The organism is Streptomyces sp. CB01249 (assembly GCF_001905735.1).
GTDB lineage: Bacteria > Actinomycetota > Actinomycetes > Streptomycetales > Streptomycetaceae > Streptomyces.
Map to the genome: position 1 here is coordinate 260,016 of NZ_LISW01000004.1, position 18,686 is coordinate 278,701.

An 18,686-nucleotide genomic window follows, 5' to 3' on the forward strand; every position below is an offset into this window, starting at 1 on the left:
CCGATCGTTCGGTTCAATGTCTTCAATGGTGAGTCCGGGGCCCGTAGGGTGTCAACCCTGTGGATAACCGACGCGATCGGGGCGGGATGGATTCGGACGACGACAGGGTCGCCAGCGACGAGGGCGGACCCGTTCCCGCCGTCGAGGCGGCGCCCGCGACGGCCGGCGGAATGGCCGGGCTCTCGTTGCCGTACCAGATCGGCGCCGCCGTGGCGCTCGCCGCCTTCGGGGTGCTCGCCTGCATGCAGCTGGCCATGATCTTCCTGCACGTCGCGCCCTCCAACACGCTCACCAAGCAGCACGGCGCGGCGGTGGACGACTGGGTGTACCCCGAGTTCGAACAGAACTGGAAGCTCTTCGCACCCAACCCCCTGCAGCAGAACGTGTCCGTTCAGGTGCGCACCGAGATAGCCGGGGCCGACGGCCCCCGCACGACGGCCTGGCGGGACCTCTCCGCCGAGGACGGCCAGGCGATACGCGGCAATCTGCTGCCCAGCCACGTCCAGCAGAACGAGCTCCGCCGGGCCTGGGACTTCTACACCGGATCGCACGACGACAAGAACCGGGCCAACGGCCTGCGCGGCACCCTGTCCGAGAAGTACGTCCGCCGCCTCGTGATGCTGCGCGTCGGCGGCCAGGACGACGGCGGGACCGTCCTGAGGATCCAGGTCAGGTCCGAGATACGGTCCGTCGCGGCGCCCGAGTGGAGCGACGAGAAGATCAGCACCGGCCCGTCCTATCGCGTCCTGCCCTGGTGGACGGTCACCGCCGACGACCTGGGGGCGGCCCAGTGAGCACCCCGCATCCGAGCCGCGGCCTCGCCGGCTTCATCCAGCGCATCACGGCCTCGGCCCTCGGCCCGTACCAGAGCGCCGTCATCCGCATCGGCTTCTCGGGCACCTTCCTGTTGTTCCTGCTCCGGGAGCTGCCGCACCGGCACGAGATGTACGGCCCCGACGCGCCCTGGCGCTGGGACCTGGCGCGGCAGCTGATATCCGGGAACCAGGCCTTCACGACCCTCATGTGGTCGGACAGCAACCTCTGGTTCGAGACCGTCTACGCGCTGGCGCTGGTCTCGTCCCTCCTGCTGATGCTCGGCTGGCACACCCGCGCCGTCTCCGTGGTCTTCATGGCCGGAGTCCTCTCGCTGCAGAACCGCAGCATCTTCATGGGCGACGGCGGCGACAACGTCATCCATCTGATGGCCATCTATCTGACGCTGACCCGCTGCGGGCAGGTCTGGTCGCTGGACGCCCGACGGGCGCGGCGCCGCGAGTCGGAGGAGTACGCCGACCTGGCGGCCGGTGGGCGACGGGTGCCCGGGGAGGCTGCCGGGATCGTGCTGTGGGTGGTGCTCGGCGCCGTCCTGGTGGGCGCCTCGGTGGCGGGCGGCCTGGGCGGGACCGTGTGGCTGCCGCTCCTCCTGTGGTGCCTGTGGCTCGGCCAGGGCGCCTGGTGGGCCGTGAACCGGTACGCGCCGCGCAACGAGCTCCGTGCCCTTCTCGACGTCATCGCCAACCTCGCCCACAACGCCACCCTCGTCGTGATCATGGCCGAGGTGTGCCTGATCTACGCGACGGCCGGCTGGTACAAGATCCAGGGCTCGCGCTGGCAGGACGGCACCGCGCTGTACTACCCGCTGAAGCTGGAGTACTTCACTCCGTGGCCCGCCCTGTCGGACCTCCTGGCCTCCAGCGGCGTCATGGTCATGGTGCTCTCGTACGCCACGGTCATCGTGCAGGTGGCCTTCCCGTTCACCCTCTTCAACCGGCGCGTGAAGAACTTCCTGCTCGGCGCGATGATCTGCGAGCACGCGGGGATCGCGCTCCTGCTGGGGCTGCCGTTCTTCTCGATGGCCATGATCGCCGCGGACGCCGTCTTCCTGCCGACCGCCTTCCTGGTGTGGCTAGGTGCGCGGGTGGCGGCCGGGCGCGAGCGGGTGTTCCGGCGGCGGGTACGGGTACCGGCGCCGCGTGCCGTCGGCGGCGGCCCGGAGGCACCGGAGCCCGGCGGCGACGGGAGCCATACCCTCGTCGGGTGAGCAGTGAGACCGGCAGCACCGGTGAGACCAGCGGCAGCGGCGCGCCCGTGGGCGACGAGCCCGCGCAGTACGACGAGGGGTTCGGGACGGAGATCGGTGTCGGGCCGCATCCGCTGCCCTGGCCCGAGGACGAGCGGTACGACCCCGAGCTGCTGGCCGGTGGCGACCGGCGCAATGTGGGCGACGAGTACCGGTACTGGACCCGTGAGGCGATCGTCGCCGACCTCGATCTGCGCCGCCACGATTTCCACGTGGCCGTGGAGAACTGGGGCCACGACTTCAACATCGGGTCCGTGGTGCGGACCGCGAACGCGTTCCTGGCCAAGGAGGTGCACATCGTCGGGCGGCGGCGCTGGAACCGGCGCGGGGCGATGGTCACCGACCGCTACCAGCATGTCCGGCACCATCCCGACACCGCGAGCCTGACCGCCTGGGCGGCCGCCGAGGGGCTGCCGATCGTTGGCATCGACAACCTGCCGGGCGCGGTGCCGTTGGAGCGGACGGTGCTGCCTCGGCGGTGTGTCCTCCTGTTCGGGCAGGAGGGGCCGGGGTTGACGGAGGAGGCTCGGCGGTGTGCGGAGGTGGTGTGTTCCATTGCGCAGTTCGGGTCTACGCGGTCGATCAATGCGGGGGCGGCCGCCGCCATCGCTATGCATGCCTGGGTGGCTCGGTATGCGGTGATTCCTGGGTGAGGTGGGGGTGGCGCGGGGCGGGGTGGGGCGTGCGCCTGCGGCGGGCCCTTTCCCCTCCCCGCCCCTTCCCGTAACCGGGGCTCCGCCCCGGACCCCGCGCCTCAAACGCCGGCGAGGCTGAGAATTACGCCCGGGGCGGGCCTCAACTCTGGCGGCGGACCTCGATCGTGCGGAAGCGGTTCGAGACGAAGGCGCCGTCGCAGAGGGCCGCGTTGGCTGCTGGGTTGCCGCCTGAGCCGTGGTAGTCGGAGAACGCCGCCGTCTGGTTGACGTACACGCCGCCGGTGAGGTTCAGGGAGAGTTGGGCGGACTCGTCCAGGCAGACGTCCTCCAGCGCGCGCTCCACCTCCGGGGACGTCGTGTACGCGCCGACCGTCATCGCGCCCTTTTCGCGGATCGTGCGGCGCAGTAGCTCCAGGGCGTCCGGCGTCGAGTCGACCGCGACCGCGAAGGAGACCGGGCCGAAGCACTCCGAGAGGTACGGGGCCTCGCCGTCCGACTTGGCGGCGTCGAGCTTGACGATCACGGGGGTGCGGACGGTGGCGTCCGGGAAGTCCGGGTTGGTCACCTCGCGGGACGGGAGCGCGACCTCGCCCAGGTGGGCCGCCGCTTCCAGACGGGCCTTCACGTCCGGGTTGACCAGGGCGCCCAGCAGGCCGTTCGCCCTGGCGTCGTCGCCCAGGAGGCCGGTGACGGCGGCGGCGATGTCGCCGACCACGTCGTCGTACGACTTGTCGCCCGCGTCCGTGGTGATGCCGGAGCGGGGGATGAGGACATTCTGCGGGGTGGTGCACATCTGGCCGCTGTACAGGGAGAACGAGAACGCCAGGTTGGCGAGCATGCCGCGGTAGTCGTCCGTGGAGTCCACGACGACCGTGTTGACGCCGGCCTTCTCCGTGTAGACCTGGGCCTGGCGGGCGTTGGCCTCCAGCCAGTCGCCGAACTCCGTGGAGCCCGTGTAGTCGATGATCTTGATCTCGGGGCGGACCGCCAGCGTCTTGGCGATGCCCTCACCCGGGCGCTCGGCGGCCAGGGCGACGAGATTCGGGTCGAAACCGGCCTCCGCGAGCACCTCGCGCGCCAGCTGGACCGTGAGGGCCAGCGGGAGCACCGCGCGGGGGTGGGGCTTGACCAGGACCGGGTTGCCCGTGGCGAGAGAGGCGAAGAGGCCCGGGTAGCCGTTCCACGTGGGGAAGGTGTTGCAGCCGATCAGCAGCGAGATGCCGCGGCCCGCCGGGATGAACGTCTTGTGCAGCGCGAGCGGGTCGCGCTTGCCCTGCGGCTTTGACCAGTCGGCCGTCCGGGGCGCGCGGAGCTGCTCCTCGTAGGCGTAGGCGACGGCTTCGAGGCCGCGGTCCTGGGCGTGCGGGCCGCCGGCCTGGAACGCCATCATGAACGCCTGGCCGCTGGTGTGCATCACGGCGTGGGCGAACTCGTGGGTGCGGGCGCTGATCCGCGCCAGGATCTCCAGGCAGACCAGGGCCCTGGTCTCGGGGCCCGCCTCGCGCCAGGCCGGGATGCCCGCCCGCATCGCCGGAAGCAGCACGTCCAGGTCCGCGTGCGGGTACTCGACGCCGAGCTCGGGGCCGTACGGAGAGACCTCCCCGCCCGTCCAGCCGTCGGTGCCCGGCTGCCCGAGGTCGAGGCGGCCGTGCAGCACGGCGTCGAAGGCGGCCTTGCCCTCGGCGGCGCCGAGGCTTCCCGGAGCGCCGCCCTCTCCGTACGCCTTCGGGTGCTCGGGGTGCGGGGACCAGTAGTCACGCGTGCGGATCGCCTCGAGGGCCCGGTCCAGCGTGGAGCGGTGCCTCTCGGACAGCAGGTGCGGGGAGAGCTCGGCGGCCATGACGGACCAACTCCTCATCGAGCTGGGCAGGGACGGGCGGACAGAGTTAGAGTAACCGAACGATCGGTCGGGACAAGGGGGCCCACGAAACCTGTGGACAACTCGTAGGGGAGGATCGCGGACATGACCACGGCCAAGCGGGACACGTACACACCGGAGACTCTGCTGACCGTCGCCGTCCGTGTGTTCAACGAGCGCGGCTACGACGGCACGTCCATGGAGCACCTGTCCAAGGCGGCCGGAATCTCCAAGTCCTCCATCTACCACCACGTCGCGGGCAAGGAGGAACTGCTGCGCCGTGCGGTCAGCCGGGCGCTCGACGGGCTGTTCGGGATCCTTGACGAGCCGGGTGCGACGCGAGGCCGCGCGATCGAGCGGGTCGAGTACGTCACGCGTCGTACCGTCGAGGTACTGATAGCCGAACTCCCCTACGTCACGCTGCTGCTGCGGGTGCGGGGCAACACGAAGACCGAGCGCTGGGCCCTGGAGCGGCGGCGCGAGTTCGACCAGCGGGTCGCCGAACTGCTGAAGGCGGCCGTCGCGGACGGTGATCTCCGCTCCGACGTGGACATACGGCTCGCGACGCGGCTGCTGTTCGGGATGGTCAACTCGCTGGTCGAGTGGTATCGGCCGCTGCCCGACGGCGGCGCGGACGGGGAACGCCTCGCCGACACGGTGGTGCGGCTCGCCCTCGACGGCATGAAGGCCGGTCCGGACCGCCGTTGACCACGGGCCTGCCCGTATCCGCTCAGGCGAGCTCGGTGGGGCGGTCCGGCCCCGGGTCCAGGTCTGTTTCCTCGAACACCAGCAGCGTGCGCGTGGAGAGCACTTCCGGAATGGCCTGAATGCGGGTCAGCACCAGCTCGCGCAACGTCCGGTTGTCCGGTGTGTGCACCAGGAGCAGGACGTCGAAATCGCCGCTGACCAGCGCGATATGGGTGGCTCCCGGCAGCGCCTGGAGCTGTTCCCGGACGGTCCGCCAGGAGTTCTGGACGATCTTGAGCGTGATGTACGCGGAGGCGCCCTGCCCCGCCCGCTCGTGGTTCACCCGTGCGCCGAAGCCCCGGATCACCCCGTCCTCGATGAGCCGGTTGATCCGGGCGTACGCGTTCGCGCGCGAGACGTGCACGCGGTCGGCCACCGACCGTATCGAGGCGCGTCCGTCCGTCTGGAGCAGTCGCAGGATGGCGTGGTCGATGGAATCGAGCGGGCGTGCCGGTGGAACGTGGCCCGGCCCCTCGGCCCCGTCGGCCATTTGTTCAGCTGGCATGTTCCCGCGCCTCCCCGTCCTGGACGACCTGCCCCTATCCCAGGCTGCGGAAAACCGTTTGTCCACAGGCTGGCGGTGCCTGTAGCCAAAATGCGCTCGCGACCGAACAATCGGTAGGTGAGGCACGCCACACCTGTGCTTCACGCTGTTTTCGATATATCACCATATGTCGACACCCCTCGATGCTCGGAGGTGCCTGTCATGACGGTCCAAGAGCTGCCCGGTGCGGCCGCCTACCGGCCCACGCCGCCCCCGGCCTGGAAGCCGCTGACCGATCCCGCGCCGCTGCTCCCGGACCCGGAGCCGTACCGGGTCCTCGGTACGGACGCGGTGGCCGACGCCGACCCCGAGCTGCTGCTGCGGCTCTACGCGGAGCTGGTGCGCGGGCGGCGGTACAACGCCCAGGCGACGGCCCTGACAAAGCAGGGCCGGCTGGCGGTCTACCCGTCGAGCACGGGCCAGGAGGCGTGCGAGATCGCGGCCGCCCTGGTCCTCGAGGAGCGGGACTGGCTCTTCCCCAGCTATCGCGACACGCTCGCGGCGGTGGCCCGGGGTCTCGACCCGGTCGAGGCGCTGACGCTGCTCCGGGGTGACCGGCACACCGGCTACGACCCGCGCACGCACCGCATCGCGCCGCTCTGCACCCCGCTCGCCACCCAGTTGCCGCATGCCGTGGGCCTGGCCCACGCGGCGCGGCTGAAGGGCGACGACGTGGTCGCGCTGGCGATGGTCGGCGACGGCGGCACCAGTGAGGGCGATTTCCACGAGGCGCTGAACTTCGCGGCGGTCTGGAAGGCCCCGGTGGTCTTCCTCGTGCAGAACAACGGCTTCGCCATCTCCGTACCGCTGGCCAAGCAGACGGCGGCCCCGTCCCTGGCCCACAAGGCCGTGGGGTACGGCATGCCCGGCCGGCTGGTCGACGGAAACGACGCGGCCGCGGTGCACCAGGTGCTCTCCGAGGCGGTCGCCCGGGCCAGGAGCGGTGGCGGTCCGACCCTGGTCGAGGCGGTCACGTACCGGATGGACGCCCATACGAACGCGGATGACGCGACCCGCTACCGCGGCGACAGCGAGGTCGATGCGTGGCGGGACCACGACCCCGTCCAGCTCATGGAGCGCGAGCTGACCGGGCGCGGCCTGCTCGACGACGAGGGCGTGGAAGAGGCGCGGGCGGCCGCCGAGCGGATGGCGGCGGCGCTCCGGGAGCGGATGAACGCGGACCCGGTGCTCGACCCGATGGACCTCTTCACCCATGTGTACGCGGAGCAGACGGCGCAGTTGCGGGAGCAGGCGGCCCGGCTGCGCCAGGAGCTGGCCGCGGAGAACGACCAGCACGGCACGGAAGACGGGGGAACGGCGCGATGACCACGGCAGCGGTGACGGCCGGGGAGCGGACGGCGAAGGCCAAGCCCGCCACCATGGCGCAGGCGCTGGGTCGCGCGCTGCGCGACTCGATGGCCGAGGACCCCACGGTGCACGTGCTCGGGGAGGACGTCGGGACGCTCGGCGGGGTCTTCCGGATCACTGACGGCCTGGCGAAGGAGTTCGGCGACGAGCGCTGCACGGACACCCCGCTCGCCGAGGCGGGCATCCTCGGGGCCGCGGTCGGCATGGCGATGTACGGGCTGCGGCCCGTGGTCGAGATGCAGTTCGACGCGTTCGCGTACCCGGCGTTCGAGCAGCTCATCAGCCACGTCGCCAAGATGCGGAACAGGACCGGGGGCGCGATGCCGCTCCCGATCACCGTCCGGGTGCCCTACGGCGGCGGCATCGGGGGCGTCGAGCACCACAGCGACTCCTCGGAGGCGTACTACATGGCGACCCCCGGTCTCCATGTCGTCACCCCGGCCACGGTCGAGGACGCGTACGGGCTGCTGCGGGCCTCGATCGCCTCGGACGACCCCGTGGTCTTCCTGGAGCCGAAGCGGCTGTACTGGTCGAAGGCCGACTGGTCGCCGGAGCACCCCACCGCCGTGGAGCCCATCGGCCGCGCCGTCGTGCGCCGCCCCGGCCGCAGCGCGACCCTGATCACCTACGGGCCGTCCCTGCCCGTCTGCATGGAGGCCGCCCAGGCGGCGGTCGAAGAGGGCTGGGACCTCGAAGTGGTCGACCTGCGCTCCCTCGTCCCGTTCGACGACGAGACCGTCGCCGCCTCCGTCCGCCGCACCGGGCGCGCGGTCGTCGTCCACGAGTCCACCGGCTTCGGCGGCCCCGGCGGCGAGATCGCGGCCCGGATCACCGAGCAGTGCTTCCACCACCTGGAGGCGCCGGTGCTGCGGGTCGCCGGGTTCGACATCCCGTACCCGCCGCCGATGCAGGAGCGGCACCACCTTCCTGGTGTGGACCGGGTGCTCGACGCCGTCGCGCGGCTCCAGTGGGAGGCGGACAACTGATGGCCCAGGTTCTTGAGTTCAGGCTTCCGGATCTCGGCGAGGGGCTGACCGAGGCGGAGATCGTGCGCTGGCTGGTGGAGGTCGGGGACGTCGTCGCCATCGACCAGCCGGTGGTCGAGGTCGAGACGGCCAAGGCGATGGTGGAGGTGCCCTGCCCGTACGGGGGTGTGGTGACCGCCCGCTTCGGCGACGAGGGCGCCGAGCTGCCGGTGGGTGCGCCGCTGCTGACCGTGGCCGTCGGATCGCCCGTGGAATCCGCCGGGGACGGTGCGGACGCGGATTCCGGTACGGACTCGGTCACGGATTCCGGGTCCGGGAACGTGCTGGTGGGGTACGGGACCGGGGCGCCGCCGGTGCGGCGTCGGCGGGTCCGGCCGGAGGGGCTGAAGGCGGCGGTCGCCGTGTCCGTGGCGCCCGTCGAGGCCCCGGCCCCCACTCCCGACCCCGACCCCGCGCTCGGGCCGGTCGCGGTCGTGTCCCCGCTGGTCCGCAGGCTCGCGCGGCAGCACGATCTGGACCTGCGCCTGCTCGCCGGGTCGGGGCCCGACGGGCTGATCCTGCGCGCCGACGTCGAGTCCGCGATCCGGTCGGCCGCCGAGGCGCCCGCTCCGGAGGCCAGCGCTTCCTCCTCCCCCGCCGCTTCGTCCGCTGCCGCCGGTGAGCGGGTCGCGCTGCGCGGCGTACGGGGAGCGGTCGCCGACAAGCTGTCCCGCAGCCGACGGGAGATCCCCGACGCCACCTGCTGGGTCGACGCCGATGCGACCGAGCTGATGGCCGCGCGCGCCGCGATGAACGGCGCCGCCGGGGCCGGTGCGGCCAAGGTGTCGGTGCTCGCCCTCCTCGCCCGCATCTGCACGGCGGCCCTGGCCCGCTACCCGGAGCTGAATTCCACGGTGGACCAGGAGGCGCGCGAGATCGTCCGGCTGCCGCAGGTCCACCTCGGGTTCGCGGCGCAGACCGACCGGGGCCTGGTCGTCCCCGTCGTCCGCGACGCCCACGCCCGCACCACGGAGTCGATCGGCGCCGAGATCGCCCGGCTGACCGAGGCGGCCAGAACGGGCGCGCTGACGCCGGCCGAGCTGACCGGCGGCACGTTCACGCTCAACAACTACGGAGTCTTCGGGGTGGACGGCTCGACGCCGATCATCAACCACCCCGAGGCCGCGATGCTGGGCGTCGGCCGGATCGTCACCAAGCCGTGGGTGCACGAGGGCGAGCTCGCCGTGCGTCAGGTCGTCCAGCTGTCCCTGACCTTCGATCACCGGGTCTGCGACGGCGGCACCGCCGGGGGCTTCCTGCGGTACGTGGCGGACTGCGTGGAACAGCCGGCGCTGCTGCTCCGGAGCGTGTAGGGGGTCACCTGCCGGTGCGGGACCTGGCCGCCCGGGGCGTCGGCCGGGCCCGCATACTCGGGGCATGACCGCCTACGACGCCATCGTTCTCGCCGGAGGAGCCGCCAAGCGGCTGGGCGGTGCCGACAAGCCCGCCGTGCGGGTGGGCGGCCGTCCGCTCCTCGACCGGGTCCTCGCCGCCTGCCCCGACGCCGGGAGCACCGTGGTGGTGGGGGACCGGCGGCCCACCGCGCGGGCCGTGACCTGGGCGCGCGAAGTCCCGCCCGGCGGTGGCCCGTTGGCCGCGCTCGGTGCCGGGGTCCGGCACACCTCGGCGGAGCGGGTGCTCGTGCTCTCCGCCGATCTGCCGTTCCTGGGCGCCGATACGGTCGCCGCCCTGCTGACCGCCTCGGAGCGGGAGGGCGTCGAGGGTGCCCTGTGCTCCGACGAGGGCGGGCGCGACCAGCCGCTCGTCGCCGTCTACCGGGGCGAGCCGCTCCGGCACGAACTGGCCTGCCTCGCCGCCGAGCACGGGGGCCTGGGCGGGCTGCCGCTGAGGCTGCTCACGCAGGAGCTGACGCTGTGCCGGGTGGCGGCGGGCCCCCTCGCCTCGTTCGACTGCGACACCTGGGAGGACATCGCTTCGGCCCGGGCCCGGATCAGAGAACATGGGACGGTGCTGGACGAATGGATCACCGCAGTCAAGGAAGAACTCGGCATCGACCTCGACGTCGACACCGGCCTCCTGCTCGACCTCGCCCGTGACGCCGCCCACGGCGTCGCCCGGCCCGCCGCGCCCCTGACGACCTTCCTGGTCGGCTACGCGGCGGCGAAGGCGAGCGGCGACGGCGGAGGGCCCGAGGCAGTGGCGGAGGCCGCCCGCAAGGCGGCCGCGCTCGCGCTCCGGTGGGCGGACGAGAACGAGACGCCGTGACGGGGTCCGGGGGACCCGGGGGCCTCGGGGAGCCCGCAGACTCCGGCGCCCTTGGCGGCGGTGCCGCTCAGGCCTCCGGGCCGGAGGCGCAGGCGCAGGCCGATGAGGACCGGGCCGTCGCCCAGGCCTTGGCCCTCGTGAGCCGGCCGTCGCCCCGCGACGCGGAGACCACGCCGGTGGACGCGCCGTCCGACTGGCTCACCAGCCTCCACGACGACTGGCCGGACGCCCCGGCCCCCGGTGAGCGGCGCCGCACCCCCGCCGCGCAGGCCGACGACACTCCTTGGCAGTCCGGCGAGCCGGGCAACCGCCCCGCCGCGCCCTCGGAGCCCGGGCACGGCGGCAACCCGCTGAGGGACGCCGACTGCACGGACCAGCCGGAACGTCACGGCTCCGACCCGGCCCCCTCCCGGCCCGGCGTCTCCCCCGCCGGGGACCGGCCCGGCCCCCGGCCCCGCGCCCCCCGGCACGCAGCGCTCCCCTGGCCCGCGGCCCGGAGCATCGCCACCCGGGCCGGGCAGCGTGGTGCCGTGCGTACCGAATGGCTCGGGCTCGGCACGGTGCTGGGGCGGGTCCTGGGCGAGCCCTTGGCCGCGCTCACCGACCTGCCCTCCTTCGACACCTCGGCCATGGACGGCTGGGCCGTTGCCGGGCCCGGGCCCTGGCGCATCCAGGATGGCGGCGGCATCCTCGCCGGGCACGGCGCGCCCGCCCCGCTGCCCGACGGGGAGGCCGTGCGGATCGCCACGGGCGCCCGTATCCCCGCCGAGGGCACCGCCGTCATCCGCAGCGAGCACGCACACGCCGACGAGGCCAAGGGGCTGCTGTACGCGGAGCGGTCCGTGAGCCAGGGGCAGGACATCCGGCCGCGCGGTCAGGAGTGCCGGTCGGGGGAGATCCTGCTTCCCGCGGGCACGGTCGTCACGCCCGCCGTGCTCGGACTGGCCGCAGCCGCCGGGTACGACGAGCTGCCCGTCCGCGTCCGTCCGCGCGTCGACGTCCTGGTGCTGGGCGACGAACTGCTCACCGCCGGGCTGCCGCACGACGGGCTGATCCGCGATGCGCTGGGCCCCATGATTGGGCCCTGGGTGCACGCGCTGGGCGCCGAGGTCACGCCGCCGCGACGCCTCGGCGACGACGCGGAGGCCCTGGAGAAGGCGCTCACCTGCTCCGAGGCCGACCTGATCATCACGACCGGAGGCACCGCCGCCGGGCCCGTCGACCACGTCCACCGCGTCCTCGGCCGGATCGGGGCCGAGCTCCTGGTCGACGGGGTCGCCGTGCGTCCCGGCCATCCGATGCTGCTGGCCCGGCTCCCCTCCGACGGGCCCTGGATCGTCGGGCTGCCCGGGAACCCCCTGGCCGCCGTCTCCGGACTGCTCACCCTGGCCGGGCCGCTCCTCGGCGGACTGGCCGGACGCACCCCCGATGACCCCTACCGGGTGGCCGTGCGCGACGATGTGCACGGGCATCCGCACGACACCCGGCTGGTGCCCGTGGTCCACCGGGCGGCCGGAGAACCCGGAACCGCGGGCGGGGCGGAGCACGTCGTACCACTGCACTACAACGGTCCCGCCATGCTGCGCGGGATCGCCGCCGCGGACGGGTTGGCCGTCGTGGAGCCGGGCGGGGTACGGTCCGGCACCGAGGTGGAGATCCTCGATCTACCGTGGGCCCCGGCGACGCCGTGGACTGAAGGGTGTTTCACGTGAAACTTCCCGGCCAAGACGCGATGGCCAGGCGGGCGGACGAACAGGTCGTCCCCACCCGTGTGATGCTTCCGCGCAGGGTCGTGGACGGACCGGCCCGCCAGGTCGCCAAGCGGCTGATGATGGCTCTGATGGTCCTGGCCATCACGGTGTTCATCGTCTGGATCGACCGGGTCGGCTACCACGATGCCGCCGACGGCAAGGTCGACCTGCTGGACTCGGTGTACTACGCGACGGTCACCCTCTCCACCACCGGATACGGCGACATCACCCCGTACAGCGACGGTGCCCGTCTCATCAATGTGGTGCTCGTGACACCGCTGCGCGTGCTCTTCCTCATCATCCTGGTCGGCACCACCCTTGAGGTCCTCACGGAGCGGACCCGGGAGGACTTCCGGCTGAAGCGTTGGAGAACCAACTTGCGTGACCACACTGTCGTCGTCGGGTTCGGGACGAAGGGCCGCTCGGCCATCCAGACCCTGTGCGCCACCGGGCTGAGCAAGGAACAGATCGTCATCGTCGACCCGCAGTCCAAGGTGATCGAGATCGCCACCGCCGAGGGCTTCACGGGTGTCATCGGGGATGCCACGCGCAGCGATGTGCTGCTGCGGGCCGAGCTCCAGAAGGCCCGTCAGGTCATCATCGCCACCCAGCGCGACGACACCGCGGTGCTGGTCGCGCTGACCGCCCGCCAGCTCAACCGGGGCGCGAAGATCGTGGCCGCGGTTCGCGAGGAGGAGAACGCCCCGCTGCTGCGGCAGTCCGGTGCGGACGCCGTCATCACCAGTGCCAGCGCGGCGGGCCGGCTGCTCGGCCTCTCCGTGCTCAGCCCCAGCGCGGGCACGGTCATGGAGGACCTCATCCAGCAGGGCAGCGGCCTCGATCTGGTCGAACGGCCGGTGATAAAGAGCGAGGTGGGCAAGAGCGTGCGGGAGACCGACGACCTCGTCGTCAACGTCCTGCGGGGCCACCGGCTCCTCGGTTACGACGACCCGGCGGCGAGTCCCTTGCAGCTGACGGACCGCCTCATCACCATCGTCCGCGCCTCGAACGAGCCGCCCAGCTACCCGCCGCACCAGGGCATCCCGCGTTCCTGAGACCGCCCCGCCCACGGAGTAGCCTCGCGGCCATGCATGCGATCACGATCCCCGAACCCGGTGGCCCCGAGGCGCTCGTGTGGGCCGAGGTGCCCGATCCCGTCCCCGGCGACGGCGAGGTCCTCGTCGACGTCGCGGCCAGTGCGGTCAACCGGGCCGATGTGCTCCAGCGCCAGGGCTTCTACGACCCGCCGCCGGGAGCTTCCCCCTACCCGGGCCTGGAGTGCTCCGGCCGCGTCTCGGCCCTCGGGCCCGGAGTCACCGGCTGGGCCGTGGGCGACGAGGTGTGCGCGCTCCTCGCGGGCGGCGGTTACGCGGAGAAGGTCGCCGTTCCGGCGGGCCAGCTCCTCCCCGTACCCAAGGGGCTGGACCTCGTGCGGGCCGCGGCGCTGCCCGAGGTGACGGCCACGGTCTGGTCCAACGTGTTCATGGTGGCCCACCTCCGGCCCGCCGAGACCCTGTTGGTGCACGGCGGGTCCAGCGGCATCGGCACGATGGCGATCCAGCTGGCCAAGGCCGTCGGCGCACGGGTCGCCGTGACGGCCGGCAGCCCCGACAAGCTGGCGCGCTGCGCCGAGCTGGGGGCGGACATCCTGATCGACTACCACGAGCAGGACTTCGTGGAGGAGATCCGCGAGACCACGGCCGGGGCGGGCGCGGACGTCATCCTCGACATCATGGGCGCGAAGTACCTCGACCGGAACGTGCAGGCGCTCGCCGTCAACGGCCGGCTCGCGATCATCGGGCTCCAGGGCGGTGCCAAGGGCGAGCTGAACCTCGGCATGCTGCTCAACAAGCGGGCGGCCGTCACGGCGACCTCGCTGCGCGGGCGCCCGCTCGCCGAGAAGGCGGCGATCGTCGCGGCCGTCCGCGAGCACGTCTGGCCGCTCATCGAGGAGGGCGTCGTGCAGCCGGTGGTCGACCGCACGGTGCCGATGCGGGACGCCGCCGAGGGCCACCGGGTCATGGAGTCCAGCACCCACATCGGCAAGGTGCTGCTCCAGCCGCCGACGACCGTCTGAGCGCACGCGTACGAAAGGGGCCCGGCACACCGTCTGTGTGCCGGGCCCTCGTGCGTGGTCGGTTACAGGTACGGCCCCGAGCGGACCGGGCCGTGCGGGTCGATGCCGCCGTCCTCCTCCGGGCCGCTGCCGGGCGGCAGGGCGCGGCGCATCTGCTCCAGCTGGGCGCGGGCCGCCATCTGCTGGGCGAACAGCGCGGTCTGGATGCCGTGGAAGAGGCCCTCCAGCCAGCCCACCAGCTGGGCCTGGGCGATCCGCAGCTCCGCCTCGGAGGGGACCGAGTCCTCGGTGAACGGCAGGGACAGCCGCTCCAGCTCCTCCACCAGCTCCGGTGCGAGGCCGTCCTCCAGCTCCTTCACGGAACCGGCGTGGATCTCCTTGAGCCGCACCCGGCTCGCCTCGTCGAGAGGAGCGGCCCTGACCTCCTCCAGGAGCTGCTTGATCATGCTGCCGATCCGCATGACCTTCGCGGGCTGCTCGACCATCTCCGTCACCGGGACCTCCCGCGACTCGTCGTCCGTGCCACCGCCACCGCCGCCGATCGCCATTCCGTCCTGCCCCACTACGAGGACCTGGGGGTGCTCCTGCGACCGTTCATTCCTCGGCATCTCCATGCCGCCATTGTCTCGCACACACGGTGTTCAACCATGTGGTGCCCCCGGAAACGGCTGATCCACCGCATCCGGGGGCACCGAACGGTCCTACGGCTCAGCCGGCCCGCCTCGCCAGGGCCACCCGCGAGCGGGTGAAGACCGCCGCGAGGCCGCCCGCCAGCAGCGGGACCGCCACGGCCAGCAGGCCGATGGTCGCCCAGGGCAGCACGATCGGCGTGTACGCGGACTCCATGGGGTCCTCCCGCATGTACTCCATCGCCTCGCGCAGATCGACCAGCCGCAGAGCCACCGCGGGCACCAGACCCGCCGCCGTCCCGAGCAGCACCCCCGTCAGCGCCACCACCAGGCACTGGAATCCGGAGAGCGACCGCCGCACGCGCGGGGCCGCGCCGATCGCGCTGAGCGTGGTGAGGTCGGCCTCCGCGTCCGCCTTGGCCAGACCGGTCGTGATCGCGGCCGCGCCCACCGTCACCACCCCGGCGAACAGGGTGAGGATCAGCAGGATCGTGCTGCCCCGGTCGTTGGGCCCGGAGTTGCTCTGCACCCAGAGACCGCCCCCGGCCTGGTCGATGGCCGCGGTGACCCGCTGGTTCTCCGCGTCCGTGGGCTCGTGGCCGACGGCGTACACACTGCCGTACGGCTTCGTGTGCAGGCCGAGGCGTTCGGCGGTCCGCTGCGGGAGGATCATGCGGATGCCGGGCGTCGTGGCGTACTCGGGCTTCGCGATGTACACCTTCAGCCGGTCCGTCGTCTTCCGGGCGGGCCCGGGGTGCAGCTTGCGGTTCTTCTTGTCCTCGGCGTTGTACGTGTGGACGGCCTTGAGGGTGACCTCGCCGTTCTCCGCGTACGCCTCGTTGAGCAGGACCGGGGTGCCGGCCTTCAGCGCGGCGGCCGCCGCCGGGTCGTCCAGCTTCACGTACGTGCCGAGCAGTGCCGCGTCACCGACGACGATGTTGTCGGAGTCGTAGCTGAAGGACCCGGTGGAGGTGTGGACGTCCACACAGGCGGGGGTCCGCATCATCGCGCGGTGCTCGTCGGCGGAGAGCCGCGCGGCCAGCTCCTTGGCGCCCTTGGTGTCGAGCGGGCAGGTGTGGCCCTTGCCGGTCGGCTTGACCAGCGAGAGGGAGCCGCAGCCGCCGTTCTCGTCCTCGAAGTAGACGCTGCAGTCGCTGCCCGCCCAGACCCGGGAGATGTCGGCCCGGCGGCCGGTCACCGCCATGTCGTGCTCGACGGCGGCGCGGGCCGCCGGAAGCCGCTCGGCGGCCTCGGAGTCGCCGGCCGACAGGGCGATCGTGCCCTTGGTCAGCATCGGCATGTACGCGTAGTCGGACTCGGCCAGGCTGCTGGACATGTACGTCGCGATGGCCACGGAGCCCGCGACCGCTGCCATGACGGCGGCCACCGCCGGAGCGGTACGGCCCCGGTTGCGGGCCGCGTCCCGCAGCGCCATCCGCGGCGAGAGCGGAAGCCTGCGCCCGAGCCGCCCCAGCAGCCCGACGATCACCGGGATGCAGGCCAGCAGGCCCAGCTCGGCGACGACCGAGCCGCCGGCGACCAGCATGGAGTTGCCGCCGGTGCCCCCGTACACGGCGATCAGCACACCGAGCGCGAGCACGCAGGCGCCCGTGACCGGCAGCACCCGGGAGCTTCGGCGCACCCCGCGCCGGCCGGTCAGCGACTCCAGCACCGACTGCCGGCCGGCCACGATCGCCGGGGCGAACGCCGCCAGCAGGCCGGTGACCAGACCGAGCACGGCGATGACCAGGAGCTCGGCCGGGTGCAGCGCGAGGGAGCCGAAGCGGTGACCGGCCCAGCCCTCGATCAGCGGCCGGAACGCCACCGTCAGCACCAGGCCGGTCACGACACCGGCGACCGCGCCGACGCCGCCGAGGACGAGACCGCCCCCGAGGACCACGGCGCGGACCTGGCTCCGGTCACCGCCGCACGTGCCGAGCAGGCCCAGCTGGCGCCGGGAGCGGCGGGCGCCGACGGCGAACGCGGGTCCGGCCAGCAGCACGACCTCCAGGAGCGCCATCGCGACGACGGTGATCAGGGCGGCGCCGGTCTCGTCGGAGGTGTAGCTGCGGTCTTCGGCGTACTGCGGGTTCGTCCGCAGCAGCGGGATCTCGGAGTCGGGCGGCGGGTTCTCGAAGACCTGCCGGGAGGTGACGAGGGCACCGGCCTTGTTGGCGGCCAGCACGTCCTGCCAGCCGATCCCGGCGTCCCCGGCCCCCTCGACCAGCCACCGCGTCTCGCTCGGCTGGGGCGCGGGCACCTTCTTGTCGCGTCCGGCCAGGGCCGCCCAGGGGGCGATCACCGCGCCCGGTTCCGCGTACAGCGCCTTCGCCTCCAGGTCGGCGGGCAGCTCCACCGCACCGGTGATCGTGTACTTCTTGCCGGAGGTCGTCACCGTGACGTCGGAGCCCACATGCAGACCCGCCGAGTCCAGGAACGCCTCGGTGGCCACCAGCTCGCCCGCGGAGCGCGGGAACGCGCCCCCGACGAGGTCGATCCGCCCCCGGGCCATCCGGTCCGAGGTCCTGAACTCGGTGATCTCGGTGCTCGCGATGCCGTACGAGGTGGTGACGGTCGCGGACACGGACTGCTCGCTGACTGCCCGTACGCCCTTCGGGAACACGGCGCGCATGTCCACCGGCTTCGGCTCCTCGGAGGGCTCCTTGCCGCTCGCCCGGTCGTACATGTTGCCGTCGGGCATCTGCTGGATCGGACCCAGGCCGACGTCGCTGTACACCGCGTCGGCCGCGCCGATCTCGGCCGTCAGCCGCTCGGCCGGGCTCAGCTCCGCGCTGCGGTACGTGATGTCGGCGGCCGTCACCCCGAGGACCGGCAGCGCGATCATCGCGACCACCAGGGCGCTGCGGCCCTTGGCCCGGAGGGCGTCGCGGCGGGCTATCCGGAGGGCGGCGCGCCACCCCGTGAAGACGCTCACTCGGCTCCCCCGGCGGCCAGCAGCGAATCGGCCCCGGCCGTCAGCGTCTGGTCCACGATCGAACCGTCCCGCAGGAAGACGACCCGGTCCGCCCAGGCCGCGTACCGCGGTTCGTGCGTGACCATCACCCCGGCCGCGCCCTGGTCGCAGCGGTTGCGCAGGAGCGCGAGGACGGCCTCGCCGGTCTCCGAGTCGAGCGCCCCGGTCGGCTCGTCGGCGAGGACCAGGCGCCGGTCGCCCACCAGCGCGCGGGCGATGGCGACGCGCTGCTGCTGGCCGCCGGACATCTCGTCCGGGAAGCGGTCCGCGATCTCCAGGAGGTTCATCTCCTCCAGCGCGGCGCGGGCCTCCTTGCGGGCCTTGCGGACCGAGACGCCGTCCAGCTCGCGGGGCAGGGCGATGTTCTCGGCGGCGGTCAGGGCGGGGATCAGGTTGTAGTCCTGGAAGACGTAGCCGACGCTGCGGCGGCGCAGGGCGGCGAGCCCCTTGCGGCCGAGCGCGGAGATGTCCTGGCCCTCGATGATCACCTGGCCGCCGCTCGCGGTGTCGAGACCGCCGGCGAGGGTGAGCAGGGTGGACTTGCCGGAGCCGGACGGGCCCATGACGGCGACGAGCTCACCGGCGTGCACCGACAGGCTGATGCCGCGCAGCGCCTGCACCTCGGCGATGCCGGTGCCGTGGGTGCGGGTGAGCGAGCGGAGTTCGAGCACCGGCGCGTCCACCGGCAGGGCCGGGGCGGACGGAGACGGGACGTGCGGGGACATGATTCCCTCTCGGAACGGTGGATGTA

The 18,686-nt window shown here is 72.7% G+C and carries 16 protein-coding genes; 11 read left to right on the plus strand and 5 right to left on the minus strand.

The features are described 5' to 3' along the window. Nucleotides 1–86: 86 nt before the first annotated feature. From AMK18_RS20780 to AMK18_RS20790, 3 genes are read left to right on the plus strand one after another with little or no spacing between them, the layout of a single operon-like run. Nucleotides 87–794, plus strand: a complete 708-nt coding sequence (locus AMK18_RS20780; protein ID WP_073863882.1) for a DUF5819 family protein — start codon at nt 87–89, stop codon at nt 792–794. After that, a complete protein-coding gene (locus AMK18_RS20785) occupies nt 791–2,041 on the plus strand; it encodes an HTTM domain-containing protein (protein ID WP_073863883.1) in 1,251 nt (416 codons plus the stop codon). Before AMK18_RS20780 ends, AMK18_RS20785 begins: the two co-directional genes overlap by 4 nt. After that, nucleotides 2,038–2,733 (plus strand): TrmH family RNA methyltransferase, encoded by a 696-nt coding sequence (locus AMK18_RS20790; RefSeq protein WP_073863884.1) that lies wholly within the window; start codon nt 2,038–2,040, stop codon nt 2,731–2,733. The genes AMK18_RS20785 and AMK18_RS20790 overlap by 4 nt, the downstream gene beginning before the upstream one ends. Before the next feature lie 142 nt (nt 2,734–2,875). On the opposite strand, the gene paaN is transcribed toward AMK18_RS20790, so the two are convergent. Further along, the gene (gene paaN / locus AMK18_RS20795; RefSeq protein WP_073863885.1) at nt 2,876–4,576 is read right to left on the minus strand and encodes a phenylacetic acid degradation protein PaaN; all 1,701 of its coding nucleotides are present in this window, start codon (nt 4,574–4,576) and stop codon (nt 2,876–2,878) included. 123 nt (nt 4,577–4,699) lie between these two features. Between paaN and AMK18_RS20800 the strand changes: the two genes are divergently transcribed. After that, nucleotides 4,700–5,302, plus strand: coding sequence for a TetR/AcrR family transcriptional regulator (locus AMK18_RS20800; RefSeq protein ID WP_018101939.1), 603 nt, complete (start codon nt 4,700–4,702; stop codon nt 5,300–5,302). 22 nt (nt 5,303–5,324) lie between these two features. Here AMK18_RS20800 and AMK18_RS20805 read toward each other — a convergent pair whose 3' ends face one another. Further along, nucleotides 5,325–5,846: an Lrp/AsnC family transcriptional regulator gene (locus AMK18_RS20805; RefSeq protein ID WP_234011792.1), complete on the minus strand. Its 522-nt coding sequence runs from the start codon at nt 5,844–5,846 to the stop codon at nt 5,325–5,327. A gap of 201 nt (nt 5,847–6,047) precedes the next feature. Between AMK18_RS20805 and pdhA the strand changes: the two genes are divergently transcribed. From pdhA to AMK18_RS20840, 7 genes are all read left to right on the plus strand, one after another. Beyond that, complete coding sequence (pdhA, locus tag AMK18_RS20810) at nt 6,048–7,211, plus strand: pyruvate dehydrogenase (acetyl-transferring) E1 component subunit alpha (RefSeq protein ID WP_073863886.1); 1,164 nt, start codon at nt 6,048–6,050, stop codon at nt 7,209–7,211. Next, on the plus strand, nt 7,208–8,239 hold the full coding sequence (locus AMK18_RS20815; protein WP_018101942.1) for an alpha-ketoacid dehydrogenase subunit beta: 1,032 nt from the start codon (nt 7,208–7,210) through the stop codon (nt 8,237–8,239). Before pdhA ends, AMK18_RS20815 begins: the two co-directional genes overlap by 4 nt. Continuing rightward, entirely contained in the window at nt 8,239–9,591 is a 1,353-nt protein-coding gene (locus AMK18_RS20820; protein WP_073863887.1) for a dihydrolipoamide acetyltransferase family protein, read from the plus strand. The genes AMK18_RS20815 and AMK18_RS20820 overlap by 1 nt, the downstream gene beginning before the upstream one ends. Nucleotides 9,592–9,655: 64 nt before the next feature. Beyond that, nucleotides 9,656–10,504, plus strand: coding sequence for an NTP transferase domain-containing protein (locus AMK18_RS20825; RefSeq protein ID WP_073863888.1), 849 nt, complete (start codon nt 9,656–9,658; stop codon nt 10,502–10,504). Then, nucleotides 10,501–12,216 carry a molybdopterin molybdotransferase MoeA gene (locus AMK18_RS20830; protein ID WP_073863889.1) on the plus strand — a complete coding sequence of 572 codons (1,716 nt, stop codon included), beginning with the start codon at nt 10,501–10,503 and terminating at the stop codon, nt 12,214–12,216. Before AMK18_RS20825 ends, AMK18_RS20830 begins: the two co-directional genes overlap by 4 nt. Nucleotides 12,217–12,236: 20 nt before the next feature. Beyond that, complete coding sequence (locus AMK18_RS20835) at nt 12,237–13,310, plus strand: potassium channel family protein (RefSeq protein ID WP_018101946.1); 1,074 nt, start codon at nt 12,237–12,239, stop codon at nt 13,308–13,310. 32 nt (nt 13,311–13,342) lie between these two features. Next, nucleotides 13,343–14,332: an NAD(P)H-quinone oxidoreductase gene (locus tag AMK18_RS20840; protein WP_073863890.1), complete on the plus strand. Its 990-nt coding sequence runs from the start codon at nt 13,343–13,345 to the stop codon at nt 14,330–14,332. A 62-nt stretch (nt 14,333–14,394) separates the two neighbouring features. Here AMK18_RS20840 and AMK18_RS20845 read toward each other — a convergent pair whose 3' ends face one another. From AMK18_RS20845 to AMK18_RS20855, 3 genes are all read right to left on the minus strand, one after another. Continuing rightward, nucleotides 14,395–14,946 carry a bacterial proteasome activator family protein gene (locus AMK18_RS20845; RefSeq protein ID WP_026171369.1) on the minus strand — a complete coding sequence of 184 codons (552 nt, stop codon included), beginning with the start codon at nt 14,944–14,946 and terminating at the stop codon, nt 14,395–14,397. Nucleotides 14,947–15,040: 94 nt separating this feature from the next. Next, entirely contained in the window at nt 15,041–17,896 is a 2,856-nt protein-coding gene (locus AMK18_RS20850; RefSeq protein ID WP_073863891.1) for an FtsX-like permease family protein, read from the minus strand. Further along, on the minus strand, nt 17,893–18,660 hold the full coding sequence (locus AMK18_RS20855) for an ABC transporter ATP-binding protein (RefSeq protein WP_018101950.1): 768 nt from the start codon (nt 18,658–18,660) through the stop codon (nt 17,893–17,895). Before AMK18_RS20855 ends, AMK18_RS20850 begins: the two co-directional genes overlap by 4 nt. Nucleotides 18,661–18,686 lie beyond the last annotated feature (26 nt).